The 11490-nt window shown below is 72.6% G+C and carries 12 protein-coding genes, 1 tRNA gene and 1 pseudogene; 7 read left to right on the top strand and 7 right to left on the bottom strand.

Features of this window, described 5'->3' with window-relative positions:
• Positions 1 to 180 precede the first annotated feature (180 nt).
• Positions 181 to 1230: pseudogene (locus GA0070215_RS29635) on the bottom strand (hypothetical protein); the annotation flags it as partial.
• A 399-nt stretch (positions 1231 to 1629) separates the two neighbouring features.
• On the opposite strand from GA0070215_RS29635, the gene GA0070215_RS03435 reads away from it, so the two are divergent.
• Positions 1630 to 2559 carry a PASTA domain-containing protein gene (locus GA0070215_RS03435; RefSeq protein ID WP_091041655.1) on the top strand — a complete coding sequence of 310 codons (930 nt, stop codon included), beginning with the start codon at positions 1630 to 1632 and terminating at the stop codon, positions 2557 to 2559.
• Between the two features lie 22 nt (positions 2560 to 2581).
• On the opposite strand, the gene GA0070215_RS03430 is transcribed toward GA0070215_RS03435, so the two are convergent.
• A complete protein-coding gene (locus GA0070215_RS03430) occupies positions 2582 to 3103 on the bottom strand; it encodes a hypothetical protein (protein ID WP_091041652.1) in 522 nt (173 codons plus the stop codon).
• 98 nt (positions 3104 to 3201) lie between these two features.
• A complete protein-coding gene (locus GA0070215_RS03425) occupies positions 3202 to 3489 on the bottom strand; it encodes a hypothetical protein (RefSeq protein WP_091041650.1) in 288 nt (95 codons plus the stop codon).
• A gap of 678 nt (positions 3490 to 4167) precedes the next feature.
• On the opposite strand from GA0070215_RS03425, the gene GA0070215_RS03420 reads away from it, so the two are divergent.
• The 3 genes from GA0070215_RS03420 (at position 4168) to GA0070215_RS03410 (ending at position 5780) form a co-directional block, all read left to right on the top strand.
• Positions 4168 to 5049 carry a helix-turn-helix domain-containing protein gene (locus tag GA0070215_RS03420; protein ID WP_026267914.1) on the top strand — a complete coding sequence of 294 codons (882 nt, stop codon included), beginning with the start codon at positions 4168 to 4170 and terminating at the stop codon, positions 5047 to 5049.
• Entirely contained in the window at positions 5019 to 5240 is a 222-nt protein-coding gene (locus tag GA0070215_RS03415; RefSeq protein ID WP_013283299.1) for a DUF397 domain-containing protein, read from the top strand. The genes GA0070215_RS03420 and GA0070215_RS03415 overlap by 31 nt, the downstream gene beginning before the upstream one ends.
• 141 nt (positions 5241 to 5381) lie before the next feature.
• Complete coding sequence (locus GA0070215_RS03410) at positions 5382 to 5780, top strand: hypothetical protein (protein WP_018785579.1); 399 nt, start codon at positions 5382 to 5384, stop codon at positions 5778 to 5780.
• On the opposite strand, the gene GA0070215_RS03405 is transcribed toward GA0070215_RS03410, so the two are convergent.
• From GA0070215_RS03405 to GA0070215_RS03390, 4 genes are all read right to left on the bottom strand, one after another.
• The gene (locus GA0070215_RS03405) at positions 5748 to 6350 is read right to left on the bottom strand and encodes a hypothetical protein (protein WP_091041646.1); all 603 of its coding nucleotides are present in this window, start codon (positions 6348 to 6350) and stop codon (positions 5748 to 5750) included. The genes GA0070215_RS03410 and GA0070215_RS03405 overlap by 33 nt on opposite strands.
• Before the next feature lie 91 nt (positions 6351 to 6441).
• A complete protein-coding gene (locus tag GA0070215_RS03400) occupies positions 6442 to 7248 on the bottom strand; it encodes a WecB/TagA/CpsF family glycosyltransferase (RefSeq protein ID WP_018785577.1) in 807 nt (268 codons plus the stop codon).
• Positions 7245 to 8354: an NAD-dependent epimerase/dehydratase family protein gene (locus GA0070215_RS03395; RefSeq protein WP_208600277.1), complete on the bottom strand. Its 1110-nt coding sequence runs from the start codon at positions 8352 to 8354 to the stop codon at positions 7245 to 7247. Before GA0070215_RS03395 ends, GA0070215_RS03400 begins: the two co-directional genes overlap by 4 nt.
• Before the next feature lie 71 nt (positions 8355 to 8425).
• Positions 8426 to 8511 (bottom strand) — tRNA-Leu (locus GA0070215_RS03390).
• A 209-nt stretch (positions 8512 to 8720) separates the two neighbouring features.
• Here GA0070215_RS03390 and GA0070215_RS03385 point away from each other — a divergent pair.
• Genes GA0070215_RS03385 through GA0070215_RS03375 form a run of 3 tightly spaced genes read left to right on the top strand, consistent with a single transcriptional unit; the run spans position 8721 to position 11440 of the window.
• A complete protein-coding gene (locus tag GA0070215_RS03385) occupies positions 8721 to 9509 on the top strand; it encodes an FhaA domain-containing protein (protein ID WP_026267912.1) in 789 nt (262 codons plus the stop codon).
• Positions 9510 to 9515: 6 nt separating this feature from the next.
• Positions 9516 to 10001, top strand: a complete 486-nt coding sequence (locus tag GA0070215_RS03380; protein WP_018785575.1) for an FHA domain-containing protein FhaB/FipA — start codon at positions 9516 to 9518, stop codon at positions 9999 to 10001.
• Positions 9998 to 11440: a PP2C family protein-serine/threonine phosphatase gene (locus tag GA0070215_RS03375; protein WP_018785574.1), complete on the top strand. Its 1443-nt coding sequence runs from the start codon at positions 9998 to 10000 to the stop codon at positions 11438 to 11440. Before GA0070215_RS03380 ends, GA0070215_RS03375 begins: the two co-directional genes overlap by 4 nt.
• The last annotated feature ends 50 nt before the right edge of the window (positions 11441 to 11490 follow it).

Genomic DNA, 11490 nt, shown 5'->3' with positions numbered 1-11490 from the left:
GGATGCCGCACCCACTCCGTCCTCCACTGCCGCACCTCGGCGGGATCTGGCCGACGAGTCCGGCGCCGTCCCGGTCTTCGCGTCCGAGGGGGTCGATCCCGGCCGGCCCGCCGCCGGTCCGGTCGCCGTGTCCGAGGGGGTCGATCCCGGCCGGCCCGCCGCCGGCGCGCCCGAGGCAGCCGACGGCAACGAGGCCGACCGGCGCGTGTCTGACGTCGAGAGACCAGACGGCGACGGCCCGCCCGGTTCGGCCGGGTCAGCGGGGTTCGGGTCTGCGGGGTTCGGGACGGCCTCCCCGCTGATCGCGTCCGGCTCGCCGGTGCGCTGCCGTGGCAGCGTCACCCGCTCGGCGCTACGGCGCTCGGCACGCTGGGCCAGCGCGGCCATCACCATCGAGCCGCTGACGCCGGCGATCACCGCGTACGGGGCGATCAGGTGGGCCGACAACTGCTCCGCGGCGATTCCGGCGAGGCGCGGCACGGCCAACAGGTACGCCAGTGCGACGAGCAGCGGTCCGGCCGCCCCGGAGGCCGCGGCGCCCACCCGGATTTCCGGCGCGCGTGCGGCTCGCCGGGCCGCCACCAGGCCGATCACCACGGCGGAGAGCACCGACAGCAGCGCACCGGGCCAGTAGAAGTAGTCCCGGATCCAGAACGCGCCACGGTCCGCGCTGATCTGCCAGATGCCGAGCTGGGCGGTGGTCAGCCCACGGCCGGCGACCACCCCGTCGACCACCGAGACCACGGCGAGCAGCCAGAGCCAGCCGGTGGTGGCGATCAGGTTGGTGGCGGCGGCACGGGTGTGCAGTGCCCACACGGCGAGCAGCACGCCGAGCAGCAGCCCCGCGCCCGCGTACGCGGCGGCCACGGCCTGCGGCGCGGAGATGTCCGGCACCCGGGCCGCCCGCGCCGGAACCGCCACCAGCAGGACGGTGACGATCGCGCCGGCACCCGCGGCGAGCGCCAGGCCCAGGCGGGGCAGTGCGCGCCGCGGCTCGTCGTCGCTACCGCGCAGGCGCTGGGCGCAGACCGCACCGACGATGACCGATGTCGCCGCGATCCAGGTCGCCCAGGCGAGGCTCGCCACCCAGGACGCCTCGGCCCGTACCGCGCCGGCCGGGGCCCAGTTGATGATGCCCAGCCCGTACCCGAAACCGAGCTGTGCGGCGCCCGCCCCGGCGGCGACGCCGAGCGCGGCGGCTGTCGATCCTCCCCAGCCTCGTCTGACCATGCCGGGGAGCGTAACGTCCCGAGGTCGGCGCGGCGAGTCGTGACGGCGGGCCGTGACCGTTCCGCAGCAACGGATGCGCCTCACCGACCCCCGGCACCCCGGTGAAGCGTGGCACCACTGTCACCGTGGTTCGCCGAGCCCGCGCCGGCCCGGTGATCAAGGAGTTTGCGGTAACTCCCCGCGTCGGCGAGGACACAAACCCCTTGATCACTGTCGAAGAAGCCTCCCCCGGCAACCCAACAGGGCTCGGGGTCTGGGCGCTGACCTGCGGCGACAAGGCGTCCACGCCACCGACTCCCCGACGAGCGCGGCGCGCTGATCCCAGCCGGTGTCGCCGGGGACCGCTACGGTGGACGATCGAGGGCCGTGCGCCCCGTCCCGGTGGGGAAAGGACGTGCCATGAGCGACGACCGTCAGGAACCACCCGCCGGTGACGCGGACGCCACCCGGGCGCTGCCCCAGGATGCCGACGCCACCCGCGCGATGCCGCGGGACGCGTCCGGGAGGGACGCCGACCCGTCCCGAACGCTACCCCCCGAGCCGGACGCGGACGCCACCCGTGCGATGCCGCGTGGCGCTGCCGGGGAGGACGCGGACGCGACCCGTGCGATGCCGCGGAACGCGGGCGACGCCACCCGCCCGTTGCCCGGCGGACCGGCGGGACAGGGCGGGCAGAGCGGGCAGAGCGGGCAGAGCGGGCAGGGCGGACCGCGTCGTCCGCTCGACGCGACCGCCCCGCAGGAACCGGTGGGCGCCTGGTCCGGCCGGGCCGGGGTGCCGCCACCACGGCCGGCGGGCTATCCCGAGCCCGGCAGCGAGTGGTACGGCGACGAGCAGGCCGGGCGCCGCTGGTGGATGCCGATCCTGCTCGGCGTCCTGGCGCTGCTCCTGCTCGGGCTGATCGGGGTGGGGGTGTGGCTGGCACTGCGTGCCGCCGACCGGAACTCCGATCCGGGGCCGCCGGTTCCGAGCATCTCGGCCCAGACGAGCGCCGCCCCGACGACCGCCGCCCCGACCAGTGCCGCGCCGAGCGGTTCACCGCCGAGTACGCCGCCGGCCACGACCGCGCCGGTCGAGGTGCCGATGCCGCCGCTGGTGGGATTGCCGGAGGCGGCAGCCCGGGCGTCGCTCGACCGGCTGGACCTGGACTACCGGGTGCAGCGGCGGGCGTCGGACCGGCCGGCCGGTACGGTGATCTCCACCGATCCCGAGGCCGGTTATCCGGTGGGTGAGGACGACCGGGTCACCATCGTGGTGGCGGTACCCGCTCCGCCGACGAGCGGCCCGACCACCCCCGGATCCGCCCCGGCGACGACCACCACGCCCTGACGATCCCCAGCACGCCCTGGACTCACCACTGGCGTCTGCGGGTGCCGACCAGGCCCAGCCCGGCCAGCGAGATGGCGAGCCCGAGCAGCCCGGAGTAGAACAGTGACCGGCTGAGGTCGTCGGTCGTGTCGGTCGGCCGGTCGGCGAGCGCTCCCGCACCGCCCCCGGTGCCCGCGGCCGAGCCCTCCGCCGGGTCGTTGGCGGCCCAGCCGTCCTCCTCGTCCGACCCGTCGAAGCCGGCGGGATCGGACTCGGAGTCGGCGGAGCCGGAGCCGGAGCGGTCGGAGCCGGAGCCCAAGCCTGCGGAATCGGAGTCGGCCGTGCCGGACCCGGCGCCGTCGGACTCCGTCCGGCCGTCCTCGCCGGCCACGGTGATCTCCGGGGCCGGTACCGGTTCGGCGAGCTGGTGGGTGGCGGAGAAGGCGGGATGACGTACCGCGAGCGCGAGCGCGGTCGCGGTGACGAGGAAGAGGAACAGCCCGAGGGCATAGCCGATACGGGACCGGTGGTGCCGCCGCGCGGCGGGCAAGTTGACCATGACCATCCCAGGTTCAGGGTCCATGGCGCGCGGGGTGGAACGTGCCGGGGTGGGCGTACCGATTCTATGGCGACGGCACGCCCTCCCGACCGGGAATCGTGAGTTCAGCCGACCCGGACCGGGGTCCGGACCACCGGGCGGCGGGCCGTCCGCACGGTGTGCTGACGCGGAGCCGGCGCGGCCTGGAGCTGCCGCAACCCCTCCTGGAGTACGAAGATCGACCGCCGGTTGACCGCGTCCCCCGACGCGTTCAACTCGTAGCCGTCGAGCCAGAGCCAACCGTCGTAGGTCGGCCAGTCGAGTACCCGGATCACCCGGAACATGATCGGTCGGAGGAACTGGACACTCGCCGCGCGTGTCACGTGCAGTACGTCACCGGAGCGGGGAAGCACATGGGCTCCTGGGAAGGTCGGCCGGCTCTACCGGCGAGGATGAACGGGGGTCGGGTGCGGTCCGGTGACGGGGGATCTGCCTCGTGGACCGGTGGTCGGTGGGTCGGTGCTGGTCGGGCCGTACCCGCGGTGGCGGACCGCCACCCGACCATCACCCGGCTGCTTCCGGTTACCGCTCCCGCCGCCGCAGCCAAGCTGGCGTGCAGCGACGGGGTCTTCATTCCGGGGCAGGTAACGGGGCGCGGGACGGCTCCCCTCCGGCCGTCCCACGGACCGTGGTGTCGCCACGCCCGGAGATCAAGCGAAGACGGTGAGTAACCCGTGCCATACGGACAGACTGCATCAGGGACGTGCGACATGCAAGTTGCACGTCGAGTTTTGCTGATAGGTGAGTCGGACACGCAAACGGCGAAACTTGAAGCGTCAGGGATCGGAGCGGCACACTGGACGCCGGTTTCGCCCGTCGCGGCCGGTCGACGACCGGCACCACCCCCTGCCGCGAACGACACCCGCCGCCCGCCGGTCGCGCCCGCGGTGGGAGCGGAACCGGGGCGCGACCGACCGGAGGTAGCCGGGTGACTGTGAAGCGTGTTCCCGCAAGCCGATGGACGACGGCACCGTGAGCGCGAGGAGTGAGCCGGTCCGGCGAGCCCCGCAGTCGCGAACCGAGGTGTTGCCGTGAGCGAACGGCGTAGCCCCACCATCCGTCGGCGCCGGTTGGGGGCGGAACTCCGCCGGCAGCGGGAGGCGGCGGGCATCACCATCGAGGTCGTCGCCGAGCAGCTGGAATGCTCGGCGTCGAAGATCTCCCGGATCGAGACCGGCCACACCACGGCGACCCCGCGTGACGTACGCGACATGCTCCGCATCTACGGGGTGGTCGGCGCGGAGAGCGACGAACTGGTGCAGATCGCCCGGGAGGCCCGGCAGAAGGGCTGGTGGCATCCGTACAGCACGGTGCTCGTCGGCGCGTACGTCGGCCTGGAGGCGGCGGCCAGCTCCATCCGCGCGTACGAGCAGCAGGTGGTGCCGGGGCTGCTGGAGACCGAGGAGTACGCGAGCGCGATGATCCGGGCGGCCCGGCCGGACTTCACCGCCGAACAGGTCGACCAACGGGTGCGTGTCCGTCTGGGCCGTCAGTCGTTGTTGACGCAGGACGATCCGGTCGATCTGTGGGTGGTGCTCGATGAGGCGGTGCTGAGCCGGCCGGTTGGCGGCGACGCGGTGATGCGTGGTCAGCTCAAGCGGTTGGTGGAGGTGGCCGAACTGCCGAACGTGACAGTGCAGGTCCTGCCCTTCGAGGTGGGAGCGCACGCCGGCATGGACGGGACCTTCACGATCCTCAGCTTCCCCGAGCCGAGTGATCCCGATGTCGTGTACGCGGAGAACGCCACGGGTGGACTCTTCCTGGAGAAGAGTGACGAACTGCAGAAGTACAGCTTCATCTTCGATCACATTCGAGCAGCGGCCATGCGCCCGGAGGAGTCCGTCGCACACATCGCAAAACTGGCAGAGGAGCCACTGTGGAAATGGCGACCAAGGAGTTCCCCGTGGACCTGACGCAGGCGACGTGGTTCAAGAGCTCGAAGAGCGGGCCGAACTGCGACAACTGCGTCGAGGTCGCGTACGTGACCGGGGCGGTCGGAGTGCGGGACTCGAAGGACAAGACCGGCCCGGCCCTGGTCTTCGCTCCGGGTGACTGGCACGCCTTCGTCGCCCGCGCCCGAAACGGCGTGTTCGGCCGGAGCTGACCGGCACCGAGATGTGGTCCCGCCCGGCAGTGCCGCCGGGCGGGACCATTCGTACCCGCGCCGCGGCGGCCACCCGTCGCCAGTTCCGATCCGCCTCGTTGAACCGCACGGATCGGCAACCGAACAAGGCAGGCGAGACGGATGACGACGATCGGTTCAGAGAACCTCACCAGCGGCCCGGGCAAGCCCGAGCGGTTCGGTGGCAAGTACCGGGGTGCCCGCCGGGACACCGTCCTCACCGAGGTGGTCTCCGGTGACGGCGAGGACGCCCGCGAGGGTGGCGTCCCCGAGCAGGCCGCGGCGCCGCTGTCCCTGCCGTCGCTGGATCCCAACCCGCTGACCGAACCGTCCTTCCCGCCGAGCGGCTGGCCGGTCGAGCAGCAGGAGTCCCTGGTGGACCATCCACTGCTGCGCGGCCTGCTGATGGAACTGCCCCCGAAGGGCAGCGTGCCCCCGCCCGGCTGGCTGGACCGCTGGTTCGAGGCGACCCGCGCGATCCTGGAACTGCTATACGTGCAGGGCGCGAGCCGGTCGCGCTGACACCGCCTCGGCGGCCGGCATCGCCCGCTCGGCGAGCCGGTTGTGCCGCAGCGCGTGGCGTACTCCGATCGCGCACACGCCGAGCACCCCCACGGTGATCACCGGGCCGGCGACGCCCGGCGCGGCGAACAGGTCGACGCCGACGGCCGGCAGCACCGCCACGAGCACCGCGATCGCCGTCGCCTGGAGCGGCAACGCGATCAGCGGGTGCGCCGCCGCCGCGCGCAGCCCGTGCGGGGCGGGCGTGCCCGGCGCCGCCGCGAACGCGCCCGCACCGGACCGCAGCCGCCGGACCCGCCGTACCGTGCAGACCGCCACGACGGCCGCCGGAACCGCGGCGAGGCCGAGCGCGGAGGCGGCCCGGTCCACAGTGGTGTCGCCGGCGCTCTGCAGGCCCGCGGCGAGGACCGCCGCGGTGAGCGCGAGGCCGGTCAGCACCAGGGCGGACAACCATCCGGTACGCCGGCGCAGCGCCCGGGCGCGGTCCAGCCCGGGCAGGCTCTCGGCGACCATTCCGGCGGCGAGCCAGACGGCGGCGACGGGAAGCAGCAGGGCGAGACGGTCATCCATGGCCCCAAGCCTTGCCCGTTCCGGCGTCCGTCGAATCCGGGGCGGCACCCCGGTTCGTCCCGTACCCGGGCCCGTAGGGGTGGGGTGCGGCTCAGACGTCGAACGTGACGGGACGCCCGGTGGCCGGCGCCGGCGGGGTCGCCTTCCACAGGCCGGTCTTCTGGGCCGCGAGCCGGGCCAGGTAGGCCGGGTTGAGGATGACGTACCGGCGCCACAGGCGCTTGGGTTCCAGGCCGAGCCGCCAGAACCACTCCAGGCCGGCGCGCTGCATCCACGGCGGCGGGTTGCGCAGCAGGCCGGCGTGGTAGTCGAAGGCCGCGCCGACAGCCATCAGCGGCATGTCCAGCAGCGGGCGCATGGCGTACGCGAAGACCTCCTGGCGCGGGCAGCCCAGCCCGACCAGGACGAGGCGGGCGCCGCTGGCCCGGATCCGGTCGGCGATCTCGGCGTCCTCGCCCGGCGCGACGGCGCGGAACTTGGACGGCTCGACCCCGGCGATCTTCAGCGCTGGGAACTTGCGCTCCAGCGCCGGGACCAGCCGGGACAGCGTCTCCTCGGTGGAGCCGTAGAGGTAGACCGGCAGCCCTTCCTCGGCGAACCGGGCGAGCACGCGCAGGGTCAGCTCCGGCCCGTAGACACGGTCGGTGAGCCCGGCGCCGTGCAGCAGGTTGAGCGCCCAGCGCACCGGCTGCCCGTCCGGGGTGACCACGTCGAACGAGTTGAGCCGGGCGTTGTGCGCCGGGTCGAGCACGCCTGTCATCACGCCGTGCACGGCGAGCGCGGTGAGCGCCAGCGGGCGGCGGTCGTGCGCGGCCGCCACCACGGCCTCGGTGGCCCGGGCGTAGTCGGTCGCGTCGACCCCGACGCCGAGCACGTTGCGCTTGGTCCCGGTGGTCATGCCTTCGGTACCCACTTGTCGACGTTCGCCTCGTAGATCTCGCGGAGGATCATCGGCACGTCGTACGTGATCTTCCAGGACGGGTAGTGCTCCTCGAAGCGGGCCATGCTGCTGACGTACCACTGGTGGTCGCCGGTGCGGGCCTGCTCGACGTAGTTGATCCGGGCCTCCCGGCCGGTGATCTCCTGGGCGATCCGGAACGCCTCGATGTGCGAGGTGTTGGAGTGCCGGCCGCCGCCGAGGTTGTAGACCTGGGCCGAGCGCGGCTCGCGGAAGAACGCCTCGAACGCGGTCAGCACGTCGTGCGAGTGGATCGCGTCCCGGACCATCTTCCCCTTGTAGCCGAAGAGGTTGTACGTCCGGCCCTCCATCACGCACCGCATCAGGTACGCCAGGAAGCCGTGCAGCTCGGCGGCGGAGTGCGCCGGGCCGGTCAGCGTGCCGCCCCGGAAGCAGGCGGTCCGCATGTCGAAGTAGCGGCCGTACTCCTGGACCATCACGTCGGAGGCGACCTTCGAGGCGCCGAAGATCGAGTGCAGCGACTCGTCGATCGACATGTCCTCGGTGATGCCGTCGTACCAGCGGTGGTCCTCGGGCAGTTCGTACCGGGTCTCCAACTCGATCAGCGGGAGCGAGTTCGGCCGGTCGCCGTACACCTTGTTCGTGGAACAGTGGATGAACGGTGCGTCGATCGCGTGCCGCCTGGTGTTCTCCAGCACGTTGAGCGTGCCGCCGGCGTTCACGTCGAAGTCGGTGAACGGCTCCTTGGCGGCCCAGTCGTGGCTCGGCTGGGCGGCGCTGTGGACGACCACGGCGATGTCCTTGCCGTACCGCTTGAAGACCTGCTCCAGCCCGTCGCGGTCGCGGATGTCGACGGCGTGGTGGGTGTACGCGGAGCCGAGGTCGGCGGCGAGCCGGTCCAGGCTCCAGGCGGTCGAGCCGTCCTCGCCGAAGAAGTACCGCCGCATGTCGTTGTCGATGCCGACCACGTCGAGACCGAGTCCGGCGAAGTGCCGGGCCGCCTCGGAGCCGATCAGACCGCCGGAACCGGTCACCAACGCGACAGTCACACGCCACTCCTGGTCCGTGGGAGGCAGGGAAACCATCGGAGCATAGCGTGACGTCCGAAACGCCCCGATACGAAGCAAGGGCCCCGCTGTGTGCGGAGCCCTTGTTCTGGTGGGGATGGGGGGAGTTGAACCCCCACGTCCTTTCGGACACACGGACCTGAACCGTGCGCGTCTGCCATTCCGCCACATCCCCGTGGCACGACCCGGAACACCATATCGCATCCCGCGCCCGCCATCTGCGGCGGGTGCCGGGACATATTACGCTGTCCACTGGTCACGCCACGAACGATCACCGCTCGTGGCGGGCGAAACCTTAGCACGCTCGCGGGCCTGGTCACGAACGGGCCGACGGCAGCCGGCCGAGCGGCGTGTGAGCTGCGGAGGCGGTGTCCGGATACCATCATTGCCTCGGGACCCGAGGAGGAGCCGGTGAGCGTGCTGCAACGCTTCGAGAAGCGTCTGGAAGGCCTGGTCGAGGGGGCCTTCGCCAAGGTCTTCAAAGGGGTGGTCCACCCCGTGGAGATCCTCAACGCCATGCAGCGGGAGGCCGAGGCGCACAAGGCGATCCTGGCCGGTGGGCGAACGCTTGTGCCCAACCGCTACGTGATCGATCTCTCGCCCTACGACCACAGTCGGCTGGCGCCGTACGCCGCCGCGCTGGCCCAGGAGCTGGCCCAGTCGCAGGCCGAGTTCATCGGCGAGCAGGCGTGGACGGTCTACGGCGACGTGATCGTCGAGGTCGAACGCGGTGAGGGTCTGGACACCGGCATGTTCCGGGTCACCGCCGAGGTCTACACCGGCGGTGACGTCGCCCCGGTCTCCGCGCCCGGCGGTTACGACGCCGGCCCGGCGTACCCGGCGTACGACCAGGGCGGCGGCTACGGCCCCCCGCCCGGTCACGGCGGCGGCCGCAACGTGCGCCTGGTCTCCGGCGACGGCCGCACCTACCCGCTCCAGATGGGCTCGACCGTGATCGGCCGCGGCGACCAGGCCAACCTGCGCCTGCCCGACGTCGGCATCTCCCGGCGCCACGCCCGGCTGGACTTCGACGGCGGCCAGGTGGTGCTGACCGACCTGGGCTCCACCAACGGCACGATGGTCAACGGCCAGCGTGTCTCGGCGGTCGCCCTCAACCCCGGCGACATGATCCAGCTCGGCACCACGACGCTGACCTTCCGCGTGGACGGCTGATCCGCGTTGCCGGAACTCGTCATCACCGTCGCCCGGTTCGGGTTCCTGATCCTGCTGTGGATCTTCGTGTTCACGGTGGTCGGCGTGATCCGCCGGGACCTCTTCGCCGGCGCCCGGTCGGGCCGGCTCGTGGCCGCGCCGCGGGGGATCGGCGCGTCGACCGGGCAGTCTGGGAAGCCGGCGAAGGCCAAGCGCGGCCGGGCCGCCCACCAGCTCGTGGTCACCGCCGGTCAGCTCGCCGGCACCCGGATCACGCTCGGCGAGGCCCAGATCACCATCGGCCGGGCGGAGGACTCGACCCTGGTGATCACCGACGACTACGCGTCGGCGCGACACGCCCGGCTGGTGCCCCGCGACGGGCAGTGGTACGTCGAGGACCTCGGATCGACTAACGGCACCTATCTCGATCGCGCTAAGGTCACCGGACCAACCCCCGTCCCCCTCGGCGTGCCGATCCGGATCGGCCGCACTTCCCTCGAATTACGGCCATGACTCTGACCCTGCGCTACGCGGCCCACAGCGACCGCGGTCTGATCCGAGACGGCAATCAGGATTCCGTCTACGCCGGACCGCGGCTGCTCGCCGTGGCCGACGGCATGGGCGGCATGGCCGCCGGTGACGTCGCCAGCAACATCGTCATCGGTGCCATGGCGCCCCTCGACGAGGACGTCCCCGGTGACGCCCTGGTCGACGCGCTCCGCTCCGCCGTGGGCACCGCCAACCAGCAGCTCCGCGACACCGTGGACGCCAACCCGCAGCTGGAGGGGATGGGCACGACGCTCACCGCGACCCTCTTCTCCGGCAGCAAGCTCGGCATGGTCCACATCGGTGACTCGCGGGCCTATCTCCTGCGCAACGGCGAGTTCGCGCAGATCACCAAGGACGACACGTACGTCCAGATGCTCGTCGACGAGGGCCGGATCAGCGCGGAGGAGGCAAGCAGCCACCCCCAGCGCTCGCTGCTCACCCGGGCGCTCGACGGCCGCGACATCGACCCGGAGTACAGCGTCCGCCAGGTGCTGCCCGGCGACCGTTACCTGATCTGCTCCGACGGGCTGTCCGGCGTGGTCAGCGCGGAGACGATCGCGGACACCATGCGGGAGTACCCCGACCCGCAGCGGTGCGTGGAACGCCTGGTGCAGCTCGCGCTGCGCGGCGGCGGTCCGGACAACATCACCGTGATCATCGCCGACGCCACCGACCAGGACATCGTCGAGGCGTCCCCGATCGTCGGCGGCGCGGCCGCCCGCGACCGGGGCATGGCGACCTCGGCCGACGACTCCACCCCGGCGGCCCGCGCCTCGGCGCTGTCCGCCCCCCGGCCGCCCGCGCCGGAGGAGCCGGCGGACACCCGTGACGACGAGCCCGAGCGGCGTCGCCGCCGGCCGCTGCGTACCGTCGCGATGGTGCTGGCGCTCGCGGTGATCGTCGGTGGTGGCGTGTTCGGCGGCTGGACGTACACCCAGCGGCAGTACTACGTCGGCGCCACCGACGACGGCCAGCTCGCGGTCTTCCGTGGGGTGCCCGGCCAGGTCGCCGGGCTGGACCTGTCGAACGTGCACGCGCGCAGCGACGCCCGGCTCGACGACCTCACCCTCGCCGCCCAGGAGCGGGTGAAGCAGGGCATCCAGGCCCGCAACGAGCCGGACGCGGAGCGCCGGTTGGCGGAGTTGACCAGCGAGGACCCGGCGAACCCGAACCTCAAGCCGCGCTGCCCGCCCGATCCGTCGCCCGGTGTGACCAGCCCGAGCCCGGTGACGACGACGGGCGCGCTGAACCCCCAGGTCAGCGGCAGCCCGGTACCGTCCGCGCCGCCCGCCGGCTCACCGACCCCCGGCGCGCCGACGCCGACGTCGACCATCACGCCCGACGCCGTACCCTCCGACACCGTTCCGCCGGCCGACCCGGCGGGTTGCCGGTCGCCGGAGTGAGTGCCGGCTCGATCCCGAGGACGTATCCGTGACCGCAGCCGCCGTACCGG

It is taken from the genome of Micromonospora marina (genome assembly GCF_900091565.1).
GTDB classification, from domain to species: domain Bacteria; phylum Actinomycetota; class Actinomycetes; order Mycobacteriales; family Micromonosporaceae; genus Micromonospora; species Micromonospora marina.
The sequence above is the reverse complement of the archived record's forward strand: the minus strand, read 5'-3'. Positions and strand labels throughout refer to the sequence as shown.

Excerpts from the sequence above, each read along its gene's own strand:
- GA0070215_RS03435 (WP_091041655.1), top strand. The coding sequence starts at position 1,630 with ATGAGCGACGACCGTCAGGAACCACCCGCCGGTGACGCGGACGCCACC.
- GA0070215_RS03430 (WP_091041652.1), bottom strand. The coding sequence starts at position 3,103 with ATGGTCATGGTCAACTTGCCCGCCGCGCGGCGGCACCACCGGTCCCGT.
- GA0070215_RS03415 (WP_013283299.1), top strand. The coding sequence starts at position 5,019 with ATGGCGACCAAGGAGTTCCCCGTGGACCTGACGCAGGCGACGTGGTTC.
- GA0070215_RS03410 (WP_018785579.1), top strand. The coding sequence starts at position 5,382 with ATGACGACGATCGGTTCAGAGAACCTCACCAGCGGCCCGGGCAAGCCC.
- GA0070215_RS03405 (WP_091041646.1), bottom strand. The coding sequence starts at position 6,350 with ATGGATGACCGTCTCGCCCTGCTGCTTCCCGTCGCCGCCGTCTGGCTC.
- GA0070215_RS03400 (WP_018785577.1), bottom strand. The coding sequence starts at position 7,248 with ATGACCACCGGGACCAAGCGCAACGTGCTCGGCGTCGGGGTCGACGCG.
- GA0070215_RS03395 (WP_208600277.1), bottom strand. The coding sequence starts at position 8,354 with ATGGTTTCCCTGCCTCCCACGGACCAGGAGTGGCGTGTGACTGTCGCG.
- GA0070215_RS03375 (WP_018785574.1), top strand. The coding sequence starts at position 9,998 with ATGACTCTGACCCTGCGCTACGCGGCCCACAGCGACCGCGGTCTGATC.